General features: G+C 55.7%; 18 protein-coding genes. 2 read left to right on the plus strand and 16 right to left on the minus strand.

Annotated features, from left to right (window positions below; genetic code table 11):
• Positions 1-271 precede the first annotated feature (271 nt).
• Positions 272-715 (plus strand): Lrp/AsnC family transcriptional regulator, encoded by a 444-nt coding sequence (locus tag LKX83_RS15280; RefSeq protein WP_227883143.1) that lies wholly within the window; start codon positions 272-274, stop codon positions 713-715.
• A gap of 339 nt (positions 716-1,054) precedes the next feature.
• Here LKX83_RS15280 and LKX83_RS15285 read toward each other — a convergent pair whose 3' ends face one another.
• From LKX83_RS15285 to LKX83_RS15350, 14 genes are all read right to left on the minus strand, one after another.
• Positions 1,055-1,249: a hypothetical protein gene (locus LKX83_RS15285; RefSeq protein WP_227883144.1), complete on the minus strand. Its 195-nt coding sequence runs from the start codon at positions 1,247-1,249 to the stop codon at positions 1,055-1,057.
• 412 nt (positions 1,250-1,661) lie between these two features.
• Positions 1,662-6,470: an S-layer homology domain-containing protein gene (locus LKX83_RS15290; protein ID WP_227883145.1), complete on the minus strand. Its 4,809-nt coding sequence runs from the start codon at positions 6,468-6,470 to the stop codon at positions 1,662-1,664.
• Positions 6,471-6,674: 204 nt separating this feature from the next.
• Positions 6,675-7,790, minus strand: coding sequence for a BTAD domain-containing putative transcriptional regulator (locus LKX83_RS15295; RefSeq protein WP_227883146.1), 1,116 nt, complete (start codon positions 7,788-7,790; stop codon positions 6,675-6,677).
• Positions 7,787-10,903: an ATP-binding protein gene (locus LKX83_RS34395; RefSeq protein WP_227883147.1), complete on the minus strand. Its 3,117-nt coding sequence runs from the start codon at positions 10,901-10,903 to the stop codon at positions 7,787-7,789. Before LKX83_RS34395 ends, LKX83_RS15295 begins: the two co-directional genes overlap by 4 nt.
• A gap of 113 nt (positions 10,904-11,016) precedes the next feature.
• Positions 11,017-12,273, minus strand: coding sequence for an FAD-binding protein (locus LKX83_RS15305; protein ID WP_227883148.1), 1,257 nt, complete (start codon positions 12,271-12,273; stop codon positions 11,017-11,019).
• Positions 12,274-12,479: 206 nt separating this feature from the next.
• The gene (locus LKX83_RS15310) at positions 12,480-13,391 is read right to left on the minus strand and encodes a fumarylacetoacetate hydrolase family protein (RefSeq protein ID WP_227883149.1); all 912 of its coding nucleotides are present in this window, start codon (positions 13,389-13,391) and stop codon (positions 12,480-12,482) included.
• Positions 13,392-13,457: 66 nt separating this feature from the next.
• Complete coding sequence (locus tag LKX83_RS15315; RefSeq protein WP_227883150.1) at positions 13,458-14,288, minus strand: carbohydrate ABC transporter permease; 831 nt, start codon at positions 14,286-14,288, stop codon at positions 13,458-13,460.
• Positions 14,281-15,159, minus strand: a complete 879-nt coding sequence (locus LKX83_RS15320; protein ID WP_227883151.1) for a carbohydrate ABC transporter permease — start codon at positions 15,157-15,159, stop codon at positions 14,281-14,283. Before LKX83_RS15320 ends, LKX83_RS15315 begins: the two co-directional genes overlap by 8 nt.
• Before the next feature lie 30 nt (positions 15,160-15,189).
• Complete coding sequence (locus LKX83_RS15325; protein WP_227883152.1) at positions 15,190-16,506, minus strand: ABC transporter substrate-binding protein; 1,317 nt, start codon at positions 16,504-16,506, stop codon at positions 15,190-15,192.
• A 43-nt stretch (positions 16,507-16,549) separates the two neighbouring features.
• Positions 16,550-18,106, minus strand: coding sequence for an FAD-dependent oxidoreductase (locus tag LKX83_RS15330; RefSeq protein ID WP_227883153.1), 1,557 nt, complete (start codon positions 18,104-18,106; stop codon positions 16,550-16,552).
• Between the two features lie 44 nt (positions 18,107-18,150).
• Entirely contained in the window at positions 18,151-19,272 is a 1,122-nt protein-coding gene (locus LKX83_RS15335; protein WP_227883154.1) for a hypothetical protein, read from the minus strand.
• The gene (locus LKX83_RS15340) at positions 19,269-20,063 is read right to left on the minus strand and encodes a creatininase family protein (RefSeq protein ID WP_227883155.1); all 795 of its coding nucleotides are present in this window, start codon (positions 20,061-20,063) and stop codon (positions 19,269-19,271) included. The genes LKX83_RS15335 and LKX83_RS15340 overlap by 4 nt, the downstream gene beginning before the upstream one ends.
• Complete coding sequence (locus tag LKX83_RS15345) at positions 20,060-20,815, minus strand: SDR family NAD(P)-dependent oxidoreductase (RefSeq protein WP_227883156.1); 756 nt, start codon at positions 20,813-20,815, stop codon at positions 20,060-20,062. The genes LKX83_RS15340 and LKX83_RS15345 overlap by 4 nt, the downstream gene beginning before the upstream one ends.
• A 34-nt stretch (positions 20,816-20,849) precedes the next feature.
• Positions 20,850-22,571, minus strand: coding sequence for an amylo-alpha-1,6-glucosidase (locus tag LKX83_RS15350; RefSeq protein ID WP_227883157.1), 1,722 nt, complete (start codon positions 22,569-22,571; stop codon positions 20,850-20,852).
• A gap of 179 nt (positions 22,572-22,750) precedes the next feature.
• Here LKX83_RS15350 and LKX83_RS15355 point away from each other — a divergent pair, with 179 nt between their 5' ends.
• Positions 22,751-23,623, plus strand: coding sequence for an AraC family transcriptional regulator (locus tag LKX83_RS15355; protein WP_227883158.1), 873 nt, complete (start codon positions 22,751-22,753; stop codon positions 23,621-23,623).
• An 11-nt stretch (positions 23,624-23,634) separates the two neighbouring features.
• Here the strand turns inward: LKX83_RS15355 and LKX83_RS15360 are convergent, their stop codons facing one another.
• Positions 23,635-24,417, minus strand: coding sequence for an IclR family transcriptional regulator (locus LKX83_RS15360; protein ID WP_227883159.1), 783 nt, complete (start codon positions 24,415-24,417; stop codon positions 23,635-23,637).
• Entirely contained in the window at positions 24,414-24,803 is a 390-nt protein-coding gene (locus LKX83_RS15365) for a RidA family protein (protein WP_227883160.1), read from the minus strand. Before LKX83_RS15365 ends, LKX83_RS15360 begins: the two co-directional genes overlap by 4 nt.
• Positions 24,804-24,883: the final 80 nt, after the last annotated feature.

Genomic DNA, 24,883 nt, shown 5'->3' on the forward strand with positions numbered 1-24,883 from the left:
GGTTGAGTGCCACCTTCAACTAAACGATTTCACTGATAAATAAACTCCCGCTCCTCGTGCTTCTCGTACATCTCCCAATATACCTGCGCGATCCGGTCCGGATCGAAAGGGGTGCCTTCCTTCACGGTGCCGGCGATGGAGATCGTGCAACGGGCGCAAGTGCGAGGCCGCCGCCCGTGAAGAAGAGGGTGCCGCTCCCGCGCGAAATGAAATCGGGCACGACTATTGGTAGATGAAGCCTATTATGTTGAAATGCTAAGGAGAGGCGAAAATGGATCAAGTGGATCGGCAAATTCTGGAGGCGCTCCAGATCAATGCCAGAATTTCGATGACGGAGCTCGGCAAATCCGTCGGCTTGACGCAGCCGGCGGTTACAGAGCGAGTGCGGCGCTTGGAGGAAAAGGGCGTCATCCAAGATTACCGCGCCATGATTTCCCGCGAGAAGATCGGAAAGACGGCATTGGCCTTTATCTGCTTCCGCGCCTCGGACTGCTCGCCTTTTCATGCGTTTTGCCAGACCGCTCCCGAGATCGTGGAGTGTCACCGGGTCAGCGGGGAATACAACCATCTGCTGAAGGTGGTCGCGGATTCGCTGCCCGCGCTGGAGAAGCTCGAGAACGAGTTGGCCCGCTACGGAAGGTTTGCGACCTCCATCGCGCTGTCATCGCCCGTCGAATACAAGGAAGTCCTCCCTTCTATCCCCGATCCCGAGTGAATGCTCCGGTACCTGGAACCCGGCGGCGCTATCGCTGCCGTTCCTTCTCCCAGGATCGGATCAGCAGCTTGGGCGAATTACAGCAAAAAAAGCTCGCCTAGCCGGGGCTAGACGAGCTCTAAACGATGTATAAAAGAACCCGGTCAAGTATACCGAGTTTTGATGTTTACCTCATTTGGAACTGGGTATGTCAGCTTTACTTCGATTTTTTTTGTACGCCAGTTCTTCCTTGATCGTTCGGGTCGTTAGATCGTGATGGGGTATGCTTTGGGTTGTTTTTATCGGATTTATTGCTCATGTTTATCGTTCACCTCCTGCGATAGATCTGCAGCCTGCATTTTACTGAATCCCACGTTCTTTACTATCGATGATCTTGTCTAACGAGGTGTGCGCATCGCGGTTTGCCATTTCAGCAATTTCACGGTCCGTTTCACTTTCGCCTTGAGTGGTATCCGTTGCATTTGCCTGCTGCTTCAATTGCTCTTCAACTTGTCCTATTCCATGCGCCCCTTGATGATTCCGGCTTGTTGACATCGTTATCACCCCGTTAACATTTTTGGATTAACTTATTTTTTGTTGGTGGAACCCGGAACTGCAGAACCGTGATTGTTCCCGGGATTTTTTTACCCATAAAAAGTATCTCCCGTTTGTAAATTCGTAATCCGAGAAACGGAAGCAGATTCCTCCAAACACCCCCGTCGTTCTCTAGGGATGAACATTCAACTATCTATTCGCCGTCCACTTCGATCGGTTTCTGGCCGAAAGGGGTCTTCGGCGAATCATCATCGTCAAGAAATTTCTCCTGCAAAGTCACATTTCCCATGAGCATCTCTCGCTAAAAAAAAGGGATCGTCCCGAATATCACTTCGGAACGACCCTCTTTGTAAACAGGTCAAGATTTCAACATGGCTAACGATTCACGGAGCCGATAACCGCTAACCCTCTGTCAAATCAACTCGGACTTCGCGAGCAGACGCTGCATCATCGCGGCGACTTCCGCCCGGGTCACCGGCGCTTTGGGCGCGAGCGACGACGGGCCTCTGCCCGTCACAACGCCGGCCTGCACGCTGTCGGCGATTCCCGCGGTTGCCCAAGCCGATGCGTCCTTCGCGTCCGCGAACGGCTGCAGCCGCTCTTCGACGCTGATGGGAGACAGCTTCGCCTGGAGACCGGTGAGCTTCATCGCGTTCGCCAGAATCGCCATCGCTTGCTCGCGGGTGATGCTGTCGTTCGGACGGAACGAGCCGTCTGCCATGCCGTTGATCAGTCCGTTGGCATGGGCCGCGCTTATCGCGCCGGCATACCAATCCGAAGCGCGCACGTCGGAGAACGGCGCCGTGCCGGTCTCCGGACGGAGTCCAAGCGCGCGCACGACGATGGCGGCGAACTCGGCGCGCGTGATGTTGCGATCCGGGCTGAAGCGGCCGTCTCCCGTGCCGTTCAGCACCATGCGCGAACCCATCTCGTTGACGGCGTCCTTCGCCCAATGCGCCGCCATATCCGTGAAGGCGACCGGGTTCCAGATGACCGCGTACGTGCTGTTGGTCAGGCTGTTGATCGTGGCGTAGTCCCTGCCGTCGATCCGCTCGACCTTCGTCGGGACGTGACGCACGCTGCCGTCCGGATCGACGATGACGCCCGTCGTGATCTTGGCGGGATCGACCCCGTCCGGGAGAGCGATCGTCCTCTTCACGTAGGCGTGGAAGGACGAGAGATCAAGAACCGTATCCTTGTAAATGCCTCGGATCGTAAATTCGACCGGCGGCAGCGCCAAAGAGAACTTGCCGCGGGCCGCCGCGTCCTGCACCGCCTGCATCCGGTCGGCCGTCGGAGCGGCGATCTCGACTTGGAGCTTGATGTCCTCCAGCGCGACGGATGCGCCAAGCCGCTTCGCCAGCGACTCGATGTCCAGCTGCAGCGCCGGGATCGTGTACGTGGCGCCCTCGGTCCGGATCTCAAGGATGGCCGCCTTGTCGGCCATCTTCTTGATCATCCGGCCGTTCAGCTCCCCGACAACCACGTCGGCTTTAGCCCGGACGGGTACGACGACAAGCGCGCCGCTGCCCTCGGCTGCGAGCTTCGCCTCGAGCTTTTGCTCGTCGATCGAGATCGTGAGCACCGATTGGCCGTTGCGGGTCGACGTCGCCGCCGTGCCCGCGCTCTCCGACTTGCCGTTCACCAGAATGTCCACCGAGGTGCCTGCCGAATCGGCCGGTTGGGAAGGACCGGACTGCACGCTCGGACCGCTGGGACCGGAAGGTCCTGTCGGATCGGTCGGATCGGTCGGATCGGTCGGATCGGTCGGGCCGTTATCCGACGGTTGGATCGACGAATCCGTCAACCGAATTCCGCCGAAACGCACGATGTTGCCGTTTCCGTCTACTTCATACACGCCCACGTAGTCCCCGGCTCGCACGTCGGTGATATCTTGGCCCGGCACGTAATCCCGAATCAGCGTGCCGCCTGTCGGCAAGGGATCGCCAACGTACGGTCGCCCGATCGGGCTCGTCGAGACGAGCAGGAAAATCCGATGTCCGTCAGCGACGGTTACCGAAGGAATCTTCGTCGTGCCCGCGGCGCTGCCCGGCACGGCTGCTAGAGCGGGTTCGAAGAGCGGTACGCGCACTCCGAAGACCTGTAGATACGGATAACCGTCGTTGCGCTGCGGATCGAGCGACCAAGTGCCGCCCAGATCCCAGCCTTGCGAGAGAATCAGCGCGGCGTCCTTCATCATGTCCGACGAGGCGTTGCGGCCGATCTCTCCGTCTTGCCGGCCAAGACCCGACAAGGTTTCGTCGAAGTACAGCTGGTTGAAGTGCGAGGCATCGTCCGCCTCTTCGCTCGCATAAGCGAATCCATAGGTGGAAGAAGCGACCCCCGCGAGATGTCCGGCTGCATAGCTATAACTGATCTCATGGCCTTGATCGAGGGAACCGATATAGCCGCCTACTTTCGTCTCGCCCGTCACGTTAGCTCGGGTATACGTATTGGCATACTTGCCCGATACGGACCAGCCGACGAATCCGCCTACCGTGTCTACGCCCGTGACGAGATTGTCCGCGACAAACACGCGATCCATCGAGGCGTCGCTTAGAATTCCCGCCAAACCGCCGACGTTCGTGGTTCCCGATACATTGCCGGATGCGTATGCGTTCTCGATGTGAACGCCCCATCCGAGCCCGATCATCCCCCCTACGCTATCGGAGCTCGACACCGAACCGGTGGCATAGCTATTCTTGATGAAACTGATCGCGTTCCCCGTATTCATGTCATAGCCTTCGATGTATCCGACTAATCCGCCGCTTGCCGAGTCCCGCGCCACGATCGACGCCGCGGATGAGGAATTTTCGATGGTAACGCCCTTGGAGGCCAGGCCGATTAACCCCCCTACCGTTTTTCTGCCATAGATCGCTCCGGTGACCTGAACGCCGGAAACGGTCGACTGCTCGGCATAACCTGCCAATGCCCCTACCTGTACTCCAGGGCCTGAAGTGCTTTCCTCGATGCGGACGTCGACGAGATCGACGTTACGGACTTCCGCTCCCTGCAAGGTATTAAACAAACCCAGGCCCGCTTTGTCGGAAGCCATGAACAGGTTGCGAATCTGGAAGCCGCGGCCGTCAAACGTTCCCCGGAAAGGCGCCTCTTCTGCGTTAGAACCGATCGGCTTCCATCCCTCGCCTGTATTGAAGGGAGCGACGTTCAGATCGATATCGCCGACGAGCACGAAGTGCTTGTCCAGATATTGGCGCACCTTGTTCAGTTGCTCCCCGTTCGCGATCTCGTACGGATGCTCGGCCGAACCGTCGCCGCCCGCGAATTCCGCCGGCACGATCCGCGGCCAAATCAAGAACGGATACCCTTCATTAGCCGTCGGATTGATCTTCCACACCCCGGTGAAGTCCCAGTCCGCGAACGTGGACTGCTGCTTCATGGCTTCCGTGGTTTGGCCGAGCGAGCCGTCCGATATCGGCCCAGTATACGTATCGATATTAAAGTAGGATTTCACGATCGACCTTGGAAGGCCCGAACCGATAAGCGGACCTTTATAAATACTCTGCGATGAGGTCGTGTTGACGGATGAGACGACATAGGTTTGCTCAATCGTAGACCCGTTGCCATAGCCGACGAGTCCGCCCGCTTTGTCGTCTGCTGTTACCTGTCCCCGGAAGTAGGCGTTCCGGATGACGGTCGCTTCGGACATGCCGACCAGCCCTCCGGCTGTGCCGAGCTCCCCCGAAGCCTTAACTTGTCCTTCCGCGGAGACGCGCTGAAGATCGGCCCCCACCGTGCGCCCGACCAGCCCGCCGACGCTGTAGTCCCCTTTGACGTCGACGTTGGCCAGGTTCAAATTGCGAATCTTGCCTAACGGGCGGATAAATCCGAACAATCCGACCTCCGGTTCGTTGCGATTGATGGACAAATTGGAAATCGTATGGCCGTCCCCGTCGAAGACGCCGGCGAAATTGCGGAAGTTGTCGTAGATGCCGATCGGCTTCCAGCCTTTCCCCCGGTTGTATCCGGCATGGCCTCTGGACAGATACGGTTGCAGATCGATATCCGCGTCAAGCTTGAAATAGCCGCTCAAATAATTGTTCACGTTCTGCAACTGCTCCGGCGTGGAGATGAGATACGGATCTTCCTCCGCCCCGACTCCGCCGGAGAACGGCGCGACGGATGGGGCTTGCGCCGCCAAGAATGTCGTGATCGCGAACGTCCCGCTTACCGAATCGAACGTATTGAACAGTTCTTTCGTGATTTCGTTCGTAGCGGTGTCGATGACGAACGTTTTCCCCCGGTTCGGCGTAGGCGCATATACGAATTTGCCGTCCGGGGAAATGGCCATCGCTCTCGTCTGGCAGCCGCTCGAAGGGCAATTATCGAACGGGATCGTAGCTATTTCTTCTCGGGTTTGCGTGTCGATCACCGAGATGGAATTGCCAGTGCCGTTGGACACGTAGAGGAATTTGCCGTTCGGCGTAATTTCCGAAGACTCCGGTCCACGACCGACCGGAATCGGCTCATCGAATTGGCCGTTACGCAGGTCGAGCACCCTGACCTGATTCTCTGGTTTGTCCGCCATGTAGAGGTAAGTCCCGTTCGGATCGACGGAAGCGTTGGTCGTATAGAAGACGCCGACTGGGATCGACTGGACATTGCTCCCCGTGGCCGCTTCGAATATCTCGATGCTGGCTGGTTGAGGAACTCCCTGCAAAATGATGCTGCTGCAAACGACGTACAGATGAGGGCCCACAACGACGAGCGCAGTTGGCGTCGATGGCACTTGAAGCGTACGGACGACGGACAGCTTCTCCGTATCGATGACAGAAACCGTTTGGTCCGTTTCATTGGCCACGAACGCCCGGCTGCCGTCCGGCGTGAAGGTGATGCTCCCCGGGTAGCGCCCAACTGGAATCGTCGCGACGACCTCATCCGTCGCCGGATTGACGACGTAGACCGCGCCCGACTCATCCGAGCGTCTGGCGGAGATAAGGACTTGTTTGCCGTTCGGGTTCACCCCGGCGTTTACGGGAGAGCCGTCGATTTGAATTTTGTCGGCTTCGATCCCCCCCGTCTCCATATCGACCACGTGGATTTTTTCGTTGGTGCCGGGCAAGTAAGCTTTGTAATAGGAATCCGGGTAGGCGGGCGTATCCGGCGCGGCTCCCGCTGGCAGAGGCGGCAGCAGCGTCAGCAGCAATGCGACGAGCGCGAACAAGCTGACTCCCCTTTTCATCAACTTTCCTTGGAACATGGTGTCTCCCCCTGTAGGAATAAGAATCTTCATTGGCGAAAGTCCGTCCGCGATGGCGAAAAAAAGACGAACTCCGACAAAGGTCGACTCCATCATACAAAACCGCTCTAAACAAACGATAAACAAGCCCTGCAGCCCCGAACGTCAAAAAGCCTCGAATCGTCCAAGACGATTCAAGGCTTTGAGGGTTCTCTGTCCCGCCGATTAGGACGGCTCGATCGCGCGGCGGAGGAGGTCCAAGAGCGCGGGATCCGGACCGGTGCCGAGCTCGCGGCGCATGACCGTCTCGAGCTCCCGATATTGACGCAGCGCCTCGTGGTTTCGGCCCATCGCGAGATACAGCCGGACGACCTCCTGATGAATATCCTCTCGGATGGGGTCCGCCTTCAGCATTTCTTCGTAATAGCGCAGCGCTTGCGGAAGCTCGCCATGCCGCTTCTCATATCTGGCCGCGCGCTCCAGCAGCTCGAGACGATCCCGCTCAAGTCTGCGAGCGAGCTCGGCAGCCCACTCGTATGGCCTTCCGTTCAACAGCTCACCCGTATACAGCGACTCTGCCTGCCGGTACGACGCCGGGTCGTGCCTCGAGCTGAGCCGGATTTGCTGGGACAGCTGCTGAAATTCATACAGGTCGCAAAAAACGAGGTCCTTGTCGATGCGCACTTCGTTTCGGTCGGACTGGATGCAGGCGGAGGCATTGGCGCCCCCGAGCGCTTTCCGAATGTAATAGAGGTTGGTATTCAAATTGTTGAGCGCCCTGTCGGGATGCAGATCCGGCCACAGCGCGTCTACGATCTCCTCCCGGCTCGCCGCGCCGCAGCAGACGAGGTAGGCGAACAGCTCCTCCGTCTTCGGACTCCGCAGTTTGACCGTCTCGCGGCTGTTGTCCGGCAGCCACAGCCCGATCTGAAGCCCCCCGAACAACCGGATCTCCAGCGCTTTTTCGACGGCCGGAATGCGGGGGCGCCCGCGCAGCCGGCTCAGCGTCTTGCCCAGCCGCTCGGCGGTCACCGGCTTCAGCAGGTAGTCCACCGCGCTCCGTTCAAAGGCCGCCACCGCGTATTCGTCATAGCCGGTGACAAAGACCGTCCCGATCCCCGCGTTCAAATCCGACAGCAGGTCCGACAGCCGCATCCCATCGATCTTCGGCATCGAGATGTCCAAAAACGCCACGTCGACCGGATGTTTGCCGGCGTAGCGATAGGCTTCCGCGGGGTCTTGAAACGTCCCGCACACCTCGACCTCCCGGCTTTCGGCCAGGATGCGGCTTAACCGCATCATCGACAGCTCTTCGTCGTCCACGATCATCGCGCGAATCATGCGCCTGCCTCCTCTCCGGTTCCGTGCTGTGCGGGAAGATCGAACGAGACGCGCGTCCCCGCGCCTTCCCGACTCTCGATGCGGAGCTCCGCGCCGTACAGGAGCCGGATGCGCTGTCCGATATTCCACAGCCCGACCCCGTTTTTGTCCGCATCCGCGCGCAGCACTTCCGCCACCTTTCGTTCGCTCATGCCGCAGCCGTCGTCCTCGATGGCCATGTGAAGTCCCGCTTCCGATTCGAGAACGCGGACGACGACTTTGCCCCCTTGGGGTCTGGACATGACGCCGTGCCGGATCGCGTTCTCGACCAGCGGCTGCAGGATGAGCGGAGGAATGAGGACCGAAGGATCGGCATCCAAATCGTAGGTCACCTGCAATCGCGAGCCGAATCGGGCTTGCTCGATCTGCACGTACGCCCGGACGAGCTCCAGCTCGTTCGCCAAGGTCGTCAGCGAGTCGAGCTGCTTGAAGTCGAAGCTGCTGCGCAAGTACCGCGACAGCTCCAGCGTCAGCATCTCCGCCTGCCGCGGTTCCACGACGCACAGTTCGGCGATGGCGTTCAGGGCGTTGTACAGAAAGTGCGGTTTGATCTGCGAGCGCAAGAAGGCGATCTCCGCCTGCTTGACGTCCTTTGCCGAAGCCCTCAGTTTGGTCAGGCTGCGGACGCGAGCCACAAGCTCCTCCGCTTCGAACGGCTTGCCGACGATATCGTTCGCCCCGTTCTCCATCGACAGCCGCACATCCGTCCCCCGGTCCTTCGCGGTCAGCATCAGCACCGGCAGCTCAAGGGGCGAAAACCGCTCCCGCATCCGCTTCAACACCTCGTAGCCCGACAGATCCGGCATCATGATATCCAGGATGACCAGCGCGAAATTCGTCGGGCCGGCCAACTCCTCCAAGGCCAGACGCCCGCGATGGACCACGACGACGGAATACCCTTCCAGGCTGAGCAGATTGATCATCGACTGCAGGTTGGCGAAGTCGTCGTCCACCACGAGGATCGTCTCGCCGATCGGCCCCCGGATCCGGATCGGGTATTCCGCATGCGCGAGCGGTGTTGCGCCAAGCATAGGCTCGATCGCCGCCGCCATCTCCGCGGGTGCGCCCACGGCAGGCGTCTCCGACAGCGGCAGCGTGAACGCGAAGATCGCCCCCTCGCCGAGGACGGACTGCACGCGGATCTCCCCTCCGTGCAGCTCCACCAGCTTGCGGGTGATGCTAAGGCCGAGGCCGGTCCCTCCGGCGTGCTTCGTATCCGCGACGTCCGCCTGCTCGTAGGCGAGGAAGATCCGTTCGTGCATTTGCGGCGCGATGCCGATGCCCGTATCCGCCACCCTGATTTCTGCGCGATCGCGGCCGGCCTGGGCGGTGACGCGAACCGATCCGCGGTCCGTGAACTTGATCGCGTTGCCGATCAGGTTGTGGAGAATCTGCATCAGCCGGTTGCCGTCGGCCCAGACGGGCGGAAAGCCTTCCGGGATGTCGTTCTCGATCGCGACCGGCTTGCCCCCGAGCAGAAACTGATGAATGCGGACGACGGCGTCGACCGCCGCCTTCAGATCGACGGGATTCCGATAAAGCGCGATATCGCCGTGCTTCATCTTCGAATAGTCGAGCAGTTCGTTCACCAGATGGGTCAGCTTGCGCCCGCTTCCCATCACGATGGACAGATTTTGCGCCTGCGCTTCGCTCAGCGGGCCGCCGATGCCCCGCAGTAAGGTGTCCGTGATGCTCACGATCGCGTTCAGCGGCGTCTTCAGCTCATGCGACGTATTGGACAAAAAGTCGTCCTTGACCTTGTCCAGCCGGACCAGTTGGTCCTTCATCTTTTCGATCGTATGATAAGACTCGAAAAATCGCAGGACGACCAGGAAGATCAGGATGACGTTAAACAAGACGAGATAGACTTGGCCTGGCCAAAAGCTGCGCTTGAGGGAAAACGCGAACAGAATAACGTCCAGCGAATACAGGTTGATGCACAGAATGGCCGTATACAGCAGCAAAGACAGCGTACGGCCGCTCCCCGCGCCCGTCACGTAGAGCCAGGCGATCCGGAGCAGCAGCCAGAGCATCATCAGTTCGTAGACCACGATCACGTAGCTCTGGATCGGGACGTATACGCGGATCGGCAGCACCGCCGCCATCGCCATGAAGACGGCGAGCACGAAACCCGCGGCTTGCGCGAGCTTGAGAGAAACGACGTTCTGCTGCAGCCGGTAGGTGACGACCGTCAGGATGATGAAGCAGGCGATCGAGCTGATGTCCTTGATCCGGTAGATCGTCTCGTAAGGTACGTCCTTCAGGAAAAGAAGGAGAGGGCGCTCTCCGGTCAAGCCGTTGTATACCGCGTACAGGAGGCAGATGACGGCAAACGCCAAGTAGGAGACATCCTTGTTGCGATAGACCGACGTCGCGATAAAGCAGAAGAAATAGATCAGCGCGAGCGTGCAAAGGATCGCGAGAATCGTGTACTCGCGCGCAACGCCCTGCTGCTGGCCGCCGGTCATCGGCGCCTGCTCGCCGAAAACGAGGGAGACGGGAATGCCGCCGTTCATATAATTGAAGTTGGAAACCTGGACGATAATCTCGACCGAGGAGCCGTCCGCCGCAAAAGTGCCGAACTGGGAGGTGTTGCCCATGCGGTATCCCGAGGCGTTTAAGGACGTTTGTCCGTCCGCAAAAAGCGGCTTCCCGTTCACGAAAACCGCGCTGGCGAACCGGATGTTCGTTTTTTTCAGGGCGTAGACGCCTGTGTGGGGAAGATTCGTCAACGTGAGGCGATAGGTGGCGCTGCCGTATGCCGGCAGGACGAGGCCGTCCGCGCGCTTGCCCTTCCACACCGACGGCACCTTCATCCAGGTCGGCCCGAACGGCCGGGCATCGTCCGCCAATGCGAAATCTTCGGGACCGAGCAGCCGGTTCCAATAAAACGCCCATTCCCCGTCCAGCGGGATGCGCTTGTCCCGCTCGGGATGCCAAGCGGACAGATCCAGCACGCCATGGCGGGCCAGGAGCTCAGGTTGGTTAGGGGAGCGATCGCCGAGATAGGAGATGGGGATGAGCGAGAACGCGACCAAGCCGATGAGGAGGATGACGACAAACCTTTTGAGCACGGGACTTGCTCCTTTGGGCGAATAAGCGACGCGGGGGCTTGACGACGAGCCCTGCGTGCGCGCGTTCTCTAACTATAACCCAGGATCAGGAAGATCGCATCTGTTTTTGCGCTTTATCCGATATAGGCGTCCAACCACTCGTTGCGGAACTTGCCTTGCGGATCCAGCCGCGACCTCAGCTGCCTGAAGGCGGGCAAGCGCTCGTAGAGGGGCTGCACACGCTCCGGCGGCATGGCGAACAGCTTGGCCCAGTGCGGCCGGGCACCGTAAGGCGCCAGTTCCCGCTCGAGAATCGGCAGCACGCGGCCGACCGCTTCTCCATCGGCCTTCCATGTAAAATGGATGCCTACGGAATCCTGCCGGTAGCAGGGACTCATCCAAAGTCCGTCCGCCGCGATCGTTCGCACTTCGGAAATGTGCAGAATCGGCGCGATCCGCTCCTTCAGGCGATCGATGGCACGTAGGGCGGCATAGGCTTCGCCGCGCGGCACGAAGTACTCGCTCTGCAGCTCGTCCCCCGCGCTCGGCGTGAAGTCCATGCGAAAATGCGGCAGGCGTTCGTACGCCGGACCGGGGACGCCCATCTGTTCGCTGCACGGATCCGCCGCATGGCCCGGCACGGGATGCCGGTTCGCGGTTGCCGGCGACGCGCCGTAAAAGTCGACAGCCGCACGGTCCGGCGATTCGGGATCGGCGTGGCTGCGCTTGAGCCATACTTGGTTGATCTCCGACGACCGCCAATCCGTGAACAGACTGACGCTGTAGGTGCAGGAAGAGATGGCGTCGAAGGCGTCTTGAAGGTTGGCCAGCGGCAGCTGCTCGTAAACGTATTGGCTCACCTCGAACGCCGGGACCACGTCCAGCGTCACCTGCGTCACGACGCCGAGCGCGCCGAGGTGGACGACCGCGCCGTCGAAATCCTCGTCTCCCCTGGACAACGCGACCCGCTCCCCGTCCGCCGCCACGAGCTCCAGCGCGCGGACGGCCGTAGCCAGGTTGCCGTGCCGGTCGCCGGACCCGTGCGTCGCCGTGGCGATCGCTCCCGCTACGCTAATGTGCGGCAGCGATGCCAAATTGTGCAGCGCGTAGCCCCGCTCGTGGAGATACCGCCCCAGCTCTCCGTACCGGATGCCGCCTTCGACCGTCACGCTGCGGCTCTCCGGATCGAGCGCGACGACCCGGTTCAGCTTGCTTAGCGACAGATGGCTTCCTTCCGTGTCGGCGATGCCGTTAAACGAATGCCGCGTGCCCAGCACCTTGATGCGGCTGCCGCGCCCCACCTGCTCCTGCACCTGTTCTACGCTCTCCGGCTCGAGAAGCTCCGCGGCCAGATAGCGGTAATTGCCCGCCCAGTTGCGATGATTCTCCATCTGCTCCCTCACCTTCTCGGACGAATTCAGTGTTTTCTCGCTACTACTTCGTTTTCGATTCCGGAATCCCTGCTTTCCCGCCCAAGTCGCCAACGGGCGCAGACCGCCGGTAACCATCCGGCAGCCTGCGCCCGTTCATCCCTCTCCGCCCGAGATCGCCCGCTCCATCCTCACCGCGTTCATGACGTCGATCAGCGGCTTGGAGGTCATTTGTTTGTAGATGGTTTGCCAATCAAACGATTCGTCAGGACGCCGAGCTTGGCAATCTCGACCGTAACCACATCGCCGTCTTGGAGATAAATCCGGCGGTCCTCCGGATAACCCATGATGACACCCTCGGGCGTACCGGTCAGAATGATGTCGCCCGGCTCGAGCGTAATATGCTGCGAGATGTAGCTGACGATCTCGTCGCAAGGGAAGATCATATCCGACGTATGGGACGACTGGCGCGTCTCGCCGTTGAGACGGCAGGCGATGTCGAGCGCATTGGGATCGCCGACTTCGTCAAAAGTGACCAGATAAGGCCCGAGCGGCGCAAACTTGTCGCAGCTCTTGCCCAACATCCATTGGGAGGTTCTAAGCTGAAAATCCCGCGCGGAAAGATCGTTGGCATTGCAATAGCCGAACACATAATCCAGTGCTTCGTTGCGGTTAACCGCTTTGGCGCGTCTGCCGATGACAATCGCCAATTCCGCCTCATAATCGACCATATCGCTGCCCGGCGGCAGCGGAATCTCCTCCCCGCTGCCGGCCAGCGTATTGGCGAATTTGTTGAAGAGGATCGGGTACTTCGGAATGTCCATATTCGACTCGATGGCGTGCTGCCTGTAATTCAGACCGACGCAGATTATTTTGCCCGGCGCGTTGACGCAAGGTCCGATCTGAAGCTTCGCCTCGTCCAGCCACCATTCGCTGTTATTGGAGGACAGCGCCCGGTTCGTTATATCCTTCAATGCGCTAATCGCTTGCAGACCGCCCGCGACGACTTCGGAAGCCGTCGCCGGGAGTTCGAGACCGGGAGCCAGACGCTTCCCGGCGAATTCGACATCCAGCACGCCTCTGTCCGTTGAGATTCCAAGCTTCATGTTCCCGTCGGTGCGGTAATTCATCAATTTCATGGCATATTCTCCTCTGGAACGGATTAGCGCCGATGAGACTGTCGTAGCCGCCGCTTCCTGCGGAAGCTAGCCTTTCAAACCTGTCGATGCAATTCCTTGTACGAAGTACTTTTGAGCAAACAAAAAAACAAAAAGGACGGGGATAATGGTCGTGACCGCACCAGCCATAATAAGTGTCATCCGATTTTGCACTTCGTTTTTCAGAAAAAGCAGCCCGAGAGGCAGCGTAAACATATGCTTATCCTGCAGGTAAATAAGAGGTTCTAACGTATTGTTCCAGGCACTGATGAATGTAAAAACCGCTAGGGCAGACAAGGCCGGTTTCGCCAAAGGCAAATAAATGGCGCAGAAAATTTTCCATGGATTCGCTCCATCGACCCATGCGGCGTCATACAGCTCCTTAGGCAGCGTCTTGAAAAACTGGTGAAGCAGGAAAATTCCGAAGGCTCCTCCCAGAAAGCTTCTTAGAATAAGCGGATAGTAAGTGCCCAGCGCACCGACGGATTTCCAAATAAAATACGTTGGGATCATCGTAATTTGAGAAGGCAGCATCATCGTGCCGAGCATCGCCAAAAAGATCAAATTCCGTCCTCGAAATTCAAAAAAAGCGAGTCCGTACGCAACAATCGCACAGGAAGCAACCATTCCGATCAGATCCATCATGGTAATAAAGGTGCTGTTCATGGTGTACTGCAGGAAGTTGACTTCGACCCATACCTGCCGGTAGTTGTTCCAGACAACCGGATCGGGCACCAGCTTGGGTGGCAGCGTCAATTCGGACCCCGGCGCCGTCAAGGAAGTCGAAAGCATATACAGAAACGGGATCAGCATGAGGAGCGATCCCATTCCTAAGACGAGATAGGCAGCCCATTTCAGAACGGTACGGCGATTACTCATAATGCACCCATCTTTTCTCCGTCACCTTCTGGAAAATGGTGATGATCAGAATGATCAAGAACAGCCCCCAAGCCATGGCCGATGCACTGCCCATCTTGAAGTTGAGGAAGGAATCCCTATAGATGAGGATATTCGGCACCATATTTCGATCCGCAACGGAAATGACATCGCCTAGCATCACTAGGAACACATCGAAAGCATGGAATGCGGAAATGGTTGACAAGATCATGACCATATATACCATGGGAGAGACGATAGGAACTGTTATTTTGGAAAATAGCGTCCAACCATTGGCTCCATCCATCCGTGCTGCCTCCAGCATTTCTTTCGATATATTTTGCATACCCGCCAAAATCAGCACCATGGAATACCCGGCCCCCTTCCAGATGTTGACCACGGCGATGGAACCGATGACGAGCCACCAGTTCCCGCTGCGGATCCAATCGACCGGCTGGATTCCGATGGATTGCAAGATCCAATTCAACAATCCGTATTCATGGTTATATATCCAAAGCCAGATCATGCCTCCCGCTACCCAAGGGGTGATGACCGGCAGGAAAAAAACGAGTCGAAACAGCGATTTGCCCCTAAGCTGTTGATTAAGCAAGTACGCTAGGAATAGCGCAGCCATGGTTTGCAACGGTACAAAAAGTACCGCAAAAAAGCCGACATTGCGAAGCGAGAGCCAGAACACTTTCTGATGCAGCAGCTGGTCCCAGTTTCGCAGGCCAATCCATTGCGTTGGATTGAATAAATCCCACTTCGCAAATGTCAGGTAAAGGGAAAATACGAAGGGGAACAGGAAGAATATGAGCAGCTGCAGGACAAAAGGTAGCGTAAAGGCGAAGCCCCACAAGCCTTGTTTGCGCATCCTAGCACCCCTTTTCCTTGTCGATTCCGTTTATTTATTGTCATCCAACACTTGCTGAACCTTTTGTTGAATTTCTTTGGCCCCGTCTTCCGGCGTCCGCTTTCCGTCCATAATGTCGTTTAGGATCGGACCGGCTGCGGCTCTCCATTCGTTCCAGGACGGGTTCTCGTCCAAGGTGCCTCCCGCTTCTTCAATCCCCTTCGTGAAAGCCTTCTTGTTCAGCGGCTTGGTCGTCGATTTCTCAAGCTCTGCCAAGGCTGTTTTCTTCACAGGCAAGCTAGTTCCGCTTTCGGAGAGCAAATTCTGTCCCTCATCGCTCAAATAGTATTTGAGGAACGTCCATGCCGCCTCTTTCACTTCCGGCTTCGACTTCGAGTACAGCACCCATTGATTCACCACCATCGGAACGAAACGTTTGCCGTCCATCCCTTTCGGCATCATGACCGTATCCCAATCCAGGTCCGGCTTATTCTTATTTAGCGAAACCTGGGTTGCGTATTGGAAGAAGGTCATTGCCGCCTTCCCATTCTCGAAAAATTTGCCGGTGGTCGCAGCTTCCCGAGTCGGACTGATCTTCAGCTTGTTGATCGTATCCGCCCATGCCGTCAGTCCTTGGATCGATTTCGGATCGGTAAAATTCGATTTCGTCAATGTCGCATCCAGGGCAGAACCGCCGTAAGCCCTCATCCAAGGCAGCCAGCCGAGCGTAATATTATTCCCTGTCTGAAAACCGAAGATATCGGGTTTCCCATCTCCGTTCGTATCTTTCGTCAGCTTCTTGGCCGCCTCGATCATATCATTGAAGGTCCAATCGTCTGTTGGCAGCGGCACGTTGTGATCTTCAAAAATCCGTTTATTAAAGGCGAGCGCACCGGGATTAATTCCGTGGGGAATGCCATAGATTTTGCCGTCCAGCTCGGCGGAGGTCAGTGCGCTAACATACTCATCCGTCTTCAGATCCCGCGTAATGTAAGGCTCCAGGTTTTCCGCAACCCCGCGCTTGCCGTACCCGAGCACAACGGCATTTTCTTGCAACCAGAGGTCAGGCGCATTATTGCCCGCAATACGCGTCACGATTTTGGTAACAAAATCAGCCCAGGGCGTCTCCTCGATGTCCAGCTTAATATGCGGATACTTGGCTTGAAAATTAGTGATGATCTGCTTGCTGGTGATATCATACCCCCCTGGCAGACCGATTTTAACGGTGACTTCTTTCGGCGAAGCCGCCCCCCCTTCTCCGACCTGCTTCCCGCTCGCCGGGGCATCTGTAGAATTGTTGGATGAACAGGCAGTGACCATAAGAGATAGGGCTGCAACAAGCCCAATTGCCGTTGCCTTTGTGTTCATGAATGTGTGACCTCCCGCTAAGTCATATTTGAAAATCAACCGATTACATCTCGGCATGCAGAATTTGACGATCCGCCAGCAGCTGGTTGCGCAGCACGCCGTAATCCAATTCTTGCAAAGCGCATTGATGCCGTAGCGCCAGTGCGGCCGCTGTAGCCGCAGATTGACCAAGAATCATGAAGACAGGCTCCATCCGTATAGAACCATAAGCAATATGGGAGGAAGAGAGACATACCGGTACGACAAGGTTCGTACATTCCTCTCCTTTGGGAATGATCGCTCGGTAGGAGATCGGATAAGGACCCTTCGGACTGACTTCCACATTGCCCTCATTGATGCAACGACCGTCTAGCGCTAATCGCCTGCAATTGTGGGAATCCATCGTATATGCGGCTAACCCTACGGAATCCTCTACGGTGGAGTAATGACGACAATGATGCTCTGTCATAACGACATCGGAGATCATGCGTCTTGCCTCGCGAATATAAAGCTGATGAGGCCATCCGCCGGCAGCTTGGAATTCGTCGGCGGGCAAGCCCCATGCCCGAACCTCGGCTCTGATCGATGAGGGAATGCTGTCATCATTCGCCAGAAAATACAGCATGCCCATATTATAGTGGACATGTTCTTGGAAGAGCTTCTCGCGAACCCGGTAGTCCGCTTCGGGCCATGCATTATTTTTGCCAATATAATCCGTAGAAACCGCACCACAGTTATTCAAATCGCTCTTGCGGTTCGGCATGATCTTGTTGAGCTTCAAGGCATCCCAAACGCCGCTACGGATATATCTGGCCAGCAAGGCGAATTCATCCCGGTTATAGCCGGGCGGCTCAGGGAAAGGAAGCTGATTGTCCGGATTGCTGCTCAAGCAAATCCGGAAATTGTACGCTTGCACGGAATCGTCTCCCTGGCCCTGCACGCCCGGCGCGGCCTGGGTTACGCCCTGCAGCAGACCGCTATCCATTTTCCCTTCTACAACATAGGGATCCACCCAAGCCATAAAGTTATGCTTCGGATGGCCAAAATGGATACCGTTCAAGGTTTCTTTGTACACGGTGTTGGATTCCCGGCCCACATGATACGATACGCCGGCCCGAGCCAGCAAATCCCCTTCGTATGAAGCGTCGATAAACATTGGAGCGGAGTAAATCGTGCCATCTTCCATTGTGATCTGTTGAATGCGACCGGATTTCAGCTCTACGGAGTCCAAGTGCTGCTCCAAGCGAACCTCCACCTTCGCTTGCTCCAGCCATTCCGTAAAGATCCTCTCAGCTACCCCAGGCTCAAAAGCCCATGTTCTGCCGTCCGGTTCATCGCTTCCGTAATGCCGGCCAAGTGCCTCATACAACTCGCTGGAAATGCCTCCGATAGCAGTCCTATCCCCAATATCCGTTCGTCCGAGCCCACTGGAGGTCATGCCTCCAATATTCCGTCCGAATTCGGCAATAACCGCTTTAAGACCCATGCGAGTTGCTTGGACAGCTGCTGCTACACCCGCTGGAGTACCGCCATAAATGCATAAATCCGCATCCATGCGTCGAGGTGGATCGGAGAGCTGCTGTTTGGTCCTGTAATAATATAAGTTGGATAAAGCGCTCATCCGCGATCTCCCCCTAGGTTTCGTTTTGTATCCTTTCGCAGGGATCATCCCGAAGGATTCCGCAGGGAATATCGGATGGATCGGAGCTCGGATACGACCCGTTTCTTACCCGTATGAAGCGCTTCCATTCCCAGGTTGATCATGGCCGATGTGACGAATGTACGTTCAATAGGTACGGAAGAATGGCCGGTCAGGATCAACTGCTCAATCTGTTTCGTAAGCCTCTCGAAGTGGCTGTAGGGCCGCTCCCATCCGCTTTCGCAGCGAGCTGCCGTGATCTTCCCATCCGCTCCCCGAAAGGCAAGAGCCCATTCTTGTACAAAGCGTTGCAGTTGAAGAACGTATCCTCGCACACCGTCGCAGTACGCGATGATGAATACGACGGGAACATCTACATGATCCCTCGGATGCCCCGGCAGCGGCCCCCTTACCGTACGCAACGCTTCAACCATCAGCTCCTCGGGGATCTCTCCCCGATCCATAGCAGCCCATACGGACCTCCCCTCCAGAGCCTGCACCGAATGAACGCCGGTCTCGCCTCCGTCTCTTTGTTCTGCCGCCGCTTGCAGCACCTCCATTCCATGAAATCCATAAGACTCGATGCCAAGCCAGCTGACCACGAAAATTTCCTTGGCCTGCCGCAATCGCTTGGACGGGTAGCTTGGCACCTGTGGCGCATGCGGAATAGACGAACCCCCCAGAAAGGGAAGCCCTCTTCGCGTAATCTCCCTATAAATCCACTCCGTATCCTCTATCCGATAAGAAAGATGCTTGTCGTTGAATATCGGAACAGCAAGCCCCAACTGATCCAGCGCACGGAAGGTTTCTTCAAAAAAGCGACGGCGCGGATACAGCTTCTGACGCTTCTCGTTCCATGGATAGTCTCCATGCTCTCCGATCAGAAGAACGCCATCTACCGGGAGTCCGGCATGAGGTGCAGCGATCGCTTCTTCAATTGAGGCATAGACAGGGATTCCATTGACGCGTGCAGCCTCCTTTCCGATATCGTTAAGAGGCTCCTGATCCAGGTACAGCGCAACGACATCAATCTGCGGCTTATAACCGAATTGACCCAACAGCCTTCCAAGGATGACTTCCGCATGGGAATCAGGACGGTATTCCGTAACGATGGCAGCCACTTTTTTGCGTTCCGCTCGGTTGTTCATGTGGCTGCCTGCGCCCCTTCATTCATCCAATGGTCTACTTGCAAGAGCCAGCGGGCCGTTGCTTCAATGATGGCTTGCAAATAGGATGCGCCTTTGGCTCCGTCCATGGGAGAGATGGAATCCGTGTAACCGTCCATCCCGGTCAATTCACTATGTTTACCTACATAAGAACCTGGTGGCCCTCCATGTATCCATGAACGCTGCAGATGCTTAGACCCCTCTATAGGATCCTGCCCTCCTTGGATGAGTTGGGGGTCTAAGGAAGCAATCAACGAGGCTTCGAACCCTCCGGCATGCCCCGGAACCATCCCCATCTCTTGAGCATGCAGCTCATGAAGCGCTTCTCGGGACAAGCTCCAATAGGAAGCGGAAGCAGTCCAGATGGTATGCTGAACGGCAAGATCTTGCGCTGCTTGGTGCATCAAAGGCTCATTGCCTCCATGCGCATTCAGAAAAATGATTTTACGGAAGCCTCCGGCTACGAGGCTTTCGCCAAGCTCTTTCAATAAAAGAAGATACGTCGAGGAGGAGAAAGATAAGGTGCCGCCGAAAGCCAAGTGATGCTGCGAACAGCCTACCGGAAGGATGGGAGTCATGAGCAGCTTCATCGAATCGGCAGCCTTCCTGCACGCCTCAAGGACAATATGTTCGCCTATCATCGTGTCTGTGCAAACGGGGAGATGCGGTCCATGCTGTTCCGTCGCCCCCAAGGGAACGATTGCAACATACCCTTCCTTGGCCTGCCTCTTTAACGTCTCCCGCGTTCCATGATGAAACAGAAAATCGCTCATAACGCAAATCCCCCATCAACGGTTATCAATGCTCCGGTGATATAAGATGACGCATCGGATAGCAGAAAGGCAGCCAGCTCGGAAACTTCCTCGGGTGTACCTGATCGGCCCAACGGTGTTTGTGCAGCGACAGCTTGCTTGAAGGCCGGGGTTAGTTGACGCAGCGCCTCCTCCGTCTTGATGTCCCCAGGCAGCAGAACATTCGCTCGAATTCCTCTATGCGCATAATCGGCAGCGAGGACGCGGGTCATCTGATTGACGCCTGCTTTGGCGGCGCCATAAGCCAGACAGGCCGGTTTCACCTTCTGACTCAAGACCGAAGAGGTATTTAGAATGACGCCGCCTCCAGATTCAATCATCAGAGGAAGTGCATACTTATTCACCAGAAACGTACTGGTTAAGGTGCCGGACAGCACTTCATTCCACTCCTCTGAAGTAAGCTCCATGGCCGGTTTGGAAATTTGCGTATAGGCGTTATGATACAGACCGTCCAAGCGCCCCCAACGCTGCCTGATGCATTCGAGAGCCGAGATGACTTGCTCTTCATCGCGCGCATCCGATCTCGCATAAATCCATTCCGTCTTTCGTCCAGCAGCAACAGTATGATCCAGCTTTTGGCTCGCCTCTTCAGGAGAAGCCAGGTCTGTAGCTACCACCCGGGCACCTCTCTCTAAGAACAGGTTGAAGGCAGATAAGCCTAGCTTCCCCAGTGCGCCTGTTACCAGAATGACTTTCCCATTCAATTGAGCCACAGTCTCCCCCCTCCCCCTGATGACGATACATTTCCTATGTCAGTTCCATTAACATGCAAGCCGTCAATGCTGCCGACCAATGAAAATCGCGGACTACATCCATCTTTTTCCGTATGTCATATAAAGCCGATGGAGGTCCCTTGCGATCGCAAGCGATAGGAGGAACACGATCCGAAGAGTCGAAATATTCGAAGATCACCCCGAATCTTTCATAATACTTTTGAACCATCTGAATCGTTTGCCGGGCCAGCCGGTCCGCTTCCTCTTTCCTCCCTTGCCTCTGAAGTCCGATGTAGACGAGGTAGTTCGTATTCAGCCATACCGGTCCTCTCCACATGTCTGTGCCGTATTCCGCTTCCGAGGCTGCCGTCGTGGGGATCGGAAACTTCGTTTGGAAATGGTCAGGGTCGTGAAGCAAGGAGACCAGTCGCTGCGCATGCTCCGGGGGCAATCCGTCCAGAAGCAAAGGTAGAAATCCGCTCACCGCCTTCACTCCGGAGAGGCTCCCGTCCATATCTCTATCAAAATAAAAGCCTTCTTTCTCATCCCAGAGGCTGCTATGAATTTGGGCGCGTACATTGGCCGCCTTCCGCTTCCATTCGTTCGCTAATGCGATGTCCCCGACCTCGTCTGCAATGCGTCCGATATAATGAGCATCCTGAGCCGCGAATACTGAAAAATCAACCGCATCCAACAAGGCCGCACGATCAAACCGCGGAGAATTGTCCATCCCCGACTCGCCGGAGCGGCATAACGGGTTCCCCTCAATCATCCACTCGAGCAGCTCATTACTGTTACTGTCACGGTTCGCCATATCCCAGGACAAATAATGTACCAACCGGGGAAGCGCATACCGCAGATCGTCCTTTCGCCTCGTATGGAGATAATTTTCCCACACCCCCCAAGCGAGCACGGGAGGCTGCGTCATATTCGAGCTTGACCCATCCACCTTTGTCGTATGCGGAATCATTCCATCCTCTTGCTGCGTATCCAGCACCGATTTCAAAAAATGCCAGGCGATCGCCGGATCCACCTTATTCATTGCAAATGTATGAAACACGGAGTCCCACAGCCACATCGCTTGGTGGGGAACACGATCCGGCGTGGACCAGTGCTGATGAATAACGCCTTCGGCTGAAAGCGTATTTACTTTCATCACGCTAAAGCATTTGAGCAGCAGTCTCTCCTTTAGCGGATCTTCCAACCGGGGAGCATGACGATAAAATTGCATCCGGTCTTCCGCTTCATTCCAGACGTCGGATGCCAAACCTTTCACGGCCCGCTCGGCTGCTTCTTCCACTCGGCTTCCGTAAGCCAGCGCCCAACGGTCCTCGTGTCTAAGCAATACGACAGCATCCTGTTCATCCACTGATTCCGTAACCAGAAACGCATTCTCCCTCCGAACCTCGCCCCCGTCTTCTTCTTCAAAGCGCAGCTGCATATCTACGGTCGCGGGAGCTGTTCCAACTAGCGTGTGCCAGCTCTGAAATACCGCGAGCAGCGGACCCTCTTCATGGTCTACTAATAAGATGTCGCCCGTTGCAATTTGAACGTTCCCGGGTGGAGTGGCTTGAAATTCCAGCCATCTCCGTTTCGGAGTATGGAACAGTAAGCTGTAATCGTTAGCTCCTGCTGTAGCTACAAATCGAGAGCTTGAATGCGTCCGCCCATCATAACCGGAGAACGCGAACAATGCTCCCTCCATCCACAAATTAGGCATATTGCGCCGAACCTGCATCAACGTCTTGCTCTTCAATTCATTCTCTCCCTTATGAATTGCTTTCTTGATGTCCTAATTATCGGGCAATTCAAATAACGTATTCTATAGAACAATCTGCGCTTTCCTTACAAGATCTTGCTCCTTTTTCCTCATTTCGGATGTAAATCAGCTAAGTTATAATAACGATCATCAGGCTGACAAGGCGGTGGTCCGAATTGGATGCTTTGAAGAAAATCGAACCCTTCGAAGGAAAGCGCTTTCCATTGCGGATGACGGAAGTGAAGAGCTCCTATCATCTGGTAAGACCTCACTGGCATGATCACCTTGAGTTTATTCATCTTTTGGAGGGCACCGCTCAGGTCCATATTGACAACCGAACTTTCACCGTAGACGCACCGGCTATTCTTTTTATCAACAGCTGCAAGATTCATTCCATGCAAGCATTACACGGCAAGAGTTGTACCATTCGCGGCTTTATTTTTGATATGTCCCTATTAGCCGGCTCCTTGGAGCATACCGAATCGCAGCATGTGTACGCCCGATTTATTCAAACCGCTCCCATTTTGGAGCCGATTCTCCCCGCTCATCCGATATGGGGGGAATTGGTTGTTCCTTTTGAATTGGCCTACCAAGAATACGCCAAGCAAGCGATCGGCTGCGAGCTGATGATCAAGTCCTCCCTCTACCGCATGATCATCCCTATCCTCCGAGGTTATCAGAGAGAAACATGCCTGAACAAAGATTTGGACAAAAGTCTCGCTCACTACAAACGCCTCAAGCCCGCTCTTGATTTTATCGAATCTTGCTACGATCAAAAAATTTATACCGACACCCTTGGTTCTCTGGTAAACATGAGCCTGTTTCATTTTACCCGTTTCTTTAAAAAAGTGACCGGAGTCACCCCCACGGTGTTCATCAATCGTTACCGGGTTGAGATGGCCAAACGGCTATTGATTCAGCAGGATTTGACGATTACGCAAATTGCAGAGCGTACAGGCTTTTGCAACGTCAATTATTTTGACAAAGTATTCAAGGAAATGAATGGGTTTACCCCGCTTGAATTAAGAAAAAAATTCACGGAGGGATAGACCCATTCTTGCTATACCTGATAATACAACAGCCAGCTAAGCTTTTTTGCGCCTTGTACGACCTGTTCCTCCATTTGATGCCAGGTCTTTTCCTCCAACCGGCTTAACGGAACCGAAATGCTCATGGCCGCCACGATTTCCTGCTTCGCATTTACGATGGGAGCGGCTACGCATTGAATCCCTTGCACTGCTTCTCCCTTGCTGTAAGCAACCCCGGTCCGGCGAATCTCATGAAGCTGCTCCAATAGCTGATCCATATCGGACAGGGTATGGTCCGTAAGCAGCCCCAGACTATGGGTTTCATACATGGCCACAATCTCCTGATCATTCATGGCGCTTAGAAATAGCTTGCCCATAGCTGTCGTATGGAGCGGCAGCTGCATACCCAAATGCGAAACAAAACGAACCGGATGCGTACTTTGTTTCTCGGCGATATAGAGAATGTTCCTGTCGCTTCGGATGGATAAATACACGGCTTCATTGACTTCAGAGACGATCTGCTGCGCGATAGATTGAAACTCTGCGGTCAGATTCGTATGTTGCGCGTATTGGGCGCCGATTTGAAAAATTTTATAGCCAAGATGAAACAGCTTGCCGTGCTCATCCTTTTCCAGGTATCCCCGGTGAACAAGATTTTGAACAATCTTGAAAACACTGCTCGCGGGGAGCTCCAGGCGTCGCGCAATGTCCATTAAACTTAATTCGCGTGCTCCCGCTTCCGCGAACAATTCAAATATATCCAAGACGCGGTCGGCCGATTTGACCGTCAAGTTTGATTTTTCCGATGTATTCATTGAGGCATCCGTCCTTTAGGCGATAGTGCGATCACATCGATTTCTACCAGAATGTCAAAATTCAGATCGCAATAAATCGTGGTTCGGGCAGGAAACGGATAAGAGAAAAAACCCCCGTAAATTTCGTTGAACTCCTCATAATGGGACCTTTCCTTCAAATAAACGTTCACTTTGACCACATCGTCCAAGGTGGCATGGGCTTCATGCAGGATGCTTTGGATATTGTGCAGCGTCTGGTTGGTTTGTCCCTTTAAATCAGGGCTAACAATTTGCCCGGTATTCGGGTCTAATCCCCCTTGGCCGGATACATAAATAAACCCTCCCGCTTGAATGGCGGAGCTAAAAGGTTTTCCATTGTTTTCTTGTGTCGACACAGGTTTTTTCATCTAGCGTCGCTCCCTTCCTTTATGGTCATGCAAAAGCGCCCAGCATCTTCCCGCGGCCTCCATCTCTTGCTTATCTCTAC

Origin of the sequence: Cohnella baijiui (genome assembly GCF_020731285.1) — a bacterium.
In the GTDB taxonomy this organism is placed as follows: domain Bacteria; phylum Bacillota; class Bacilli; order Paenibacillales; family Paenibacillaceae; genus Cohnella.

Bases quoted from the DNA above. Each gene is read 5' to 3' on its own strand.
- LKX83_RS15330 (WP_227883153.1), bottom strand. From the start codon at position 18,106: ATGAGCGCTTTATCCAACTTATATTATTACAGGACCAAACAGCAGCTC.
- LKX83_RS15320 (WP_227883151.1), bottom strand. From the start codon at position 15,159: ATGCGCAAACAAGGCTTGTGGGGCTTCGCCTTTACGCTACCTTTTGTC.
- LKX83_RS15285 (WP_227883144.1), bottom strand. From the start codon at position 1,249: ATGTCAACAAGCCGGAATCATCAAGGGGCGCATGGAATAGGACAAGTT.
- LKX83_RS15310 (WP_227883149.1), bottom strand. From the start codon at position 13,391: ATGAAATTGATGAATTACCGCACCGACGGGAACATGAAGCTTGGAATC.
- LKX83_RS15280 (WP_227883143.1), top strand. From the start codon at position 272: ATGGATCAAGTGGATCGGCAAATTCTGGAGGCGCTCCAGATCAATGCC.
- LKX83_RS15340 (WP_227883155.1), bottom strand. From the start codon at position 20,063: ATGAGCGATTTTCTGTTTCATCATGGAACGCGGGAGACGTTAAAGAGG.
- LKX83_RS15315 (WP_227883150.1), bottom strand. From the start codon at position 14,288: ATGAGTAATCGCCGTACCGTTCTGAAATGGGCTGCCTATCTCGTCTTA.
- LKX83_RS15305 (WP_227883148.1), bottom strand. From the start codon at position 12,273: ATGGAGAATCATCGCAACTGGGCGGGCAATTACCGCTATCTGGCCGCG.
- LKX83_RS15360 (WP_227883159.1), bottom strand. From the start codon at position 24,417: ATGAATACATCGGAAAAATCAAACTTGACGGTCAAATCGGCCGACCGC.
- LKX83_RS15290 (WP_227883145.1), bottom strand. From the start codon at position 6,470: ATGTTCCAAGGAAAGTTGATGAAAAGGGGAGTCAGCTTGTTCGCGCTC.
- LKX83_RS15365 (WP_227883160.1), bottom strand. From the start codon at position 24,803: ATGAAAAAACCTGTGTCGACACAAGAAAACAATGGAAAACCTTTTAGC.
- LKX83_RS15325 (WP_227883152.1), bottom strand. From the start codon at position 16,506: ATGAACACAAAGGCAACGGCAATTGGGCTTGTTGCAGCCCTATCTCTT.
- LKX83_RS15295 (WP_227883146.1), bottom strand. From the start codon at position 7,790: ATGATTCGCGCGATGATCGTGGACGACGAAGAGCTGTCGATGATGCGG.
- LKX83_RS15335 (WP_227883154.1), bottom strand. From the start codon at position 19,272: ATGAACAACCGAGCGGAACGCAAAAAAGTGGCTGCCATCGTTACGGAA.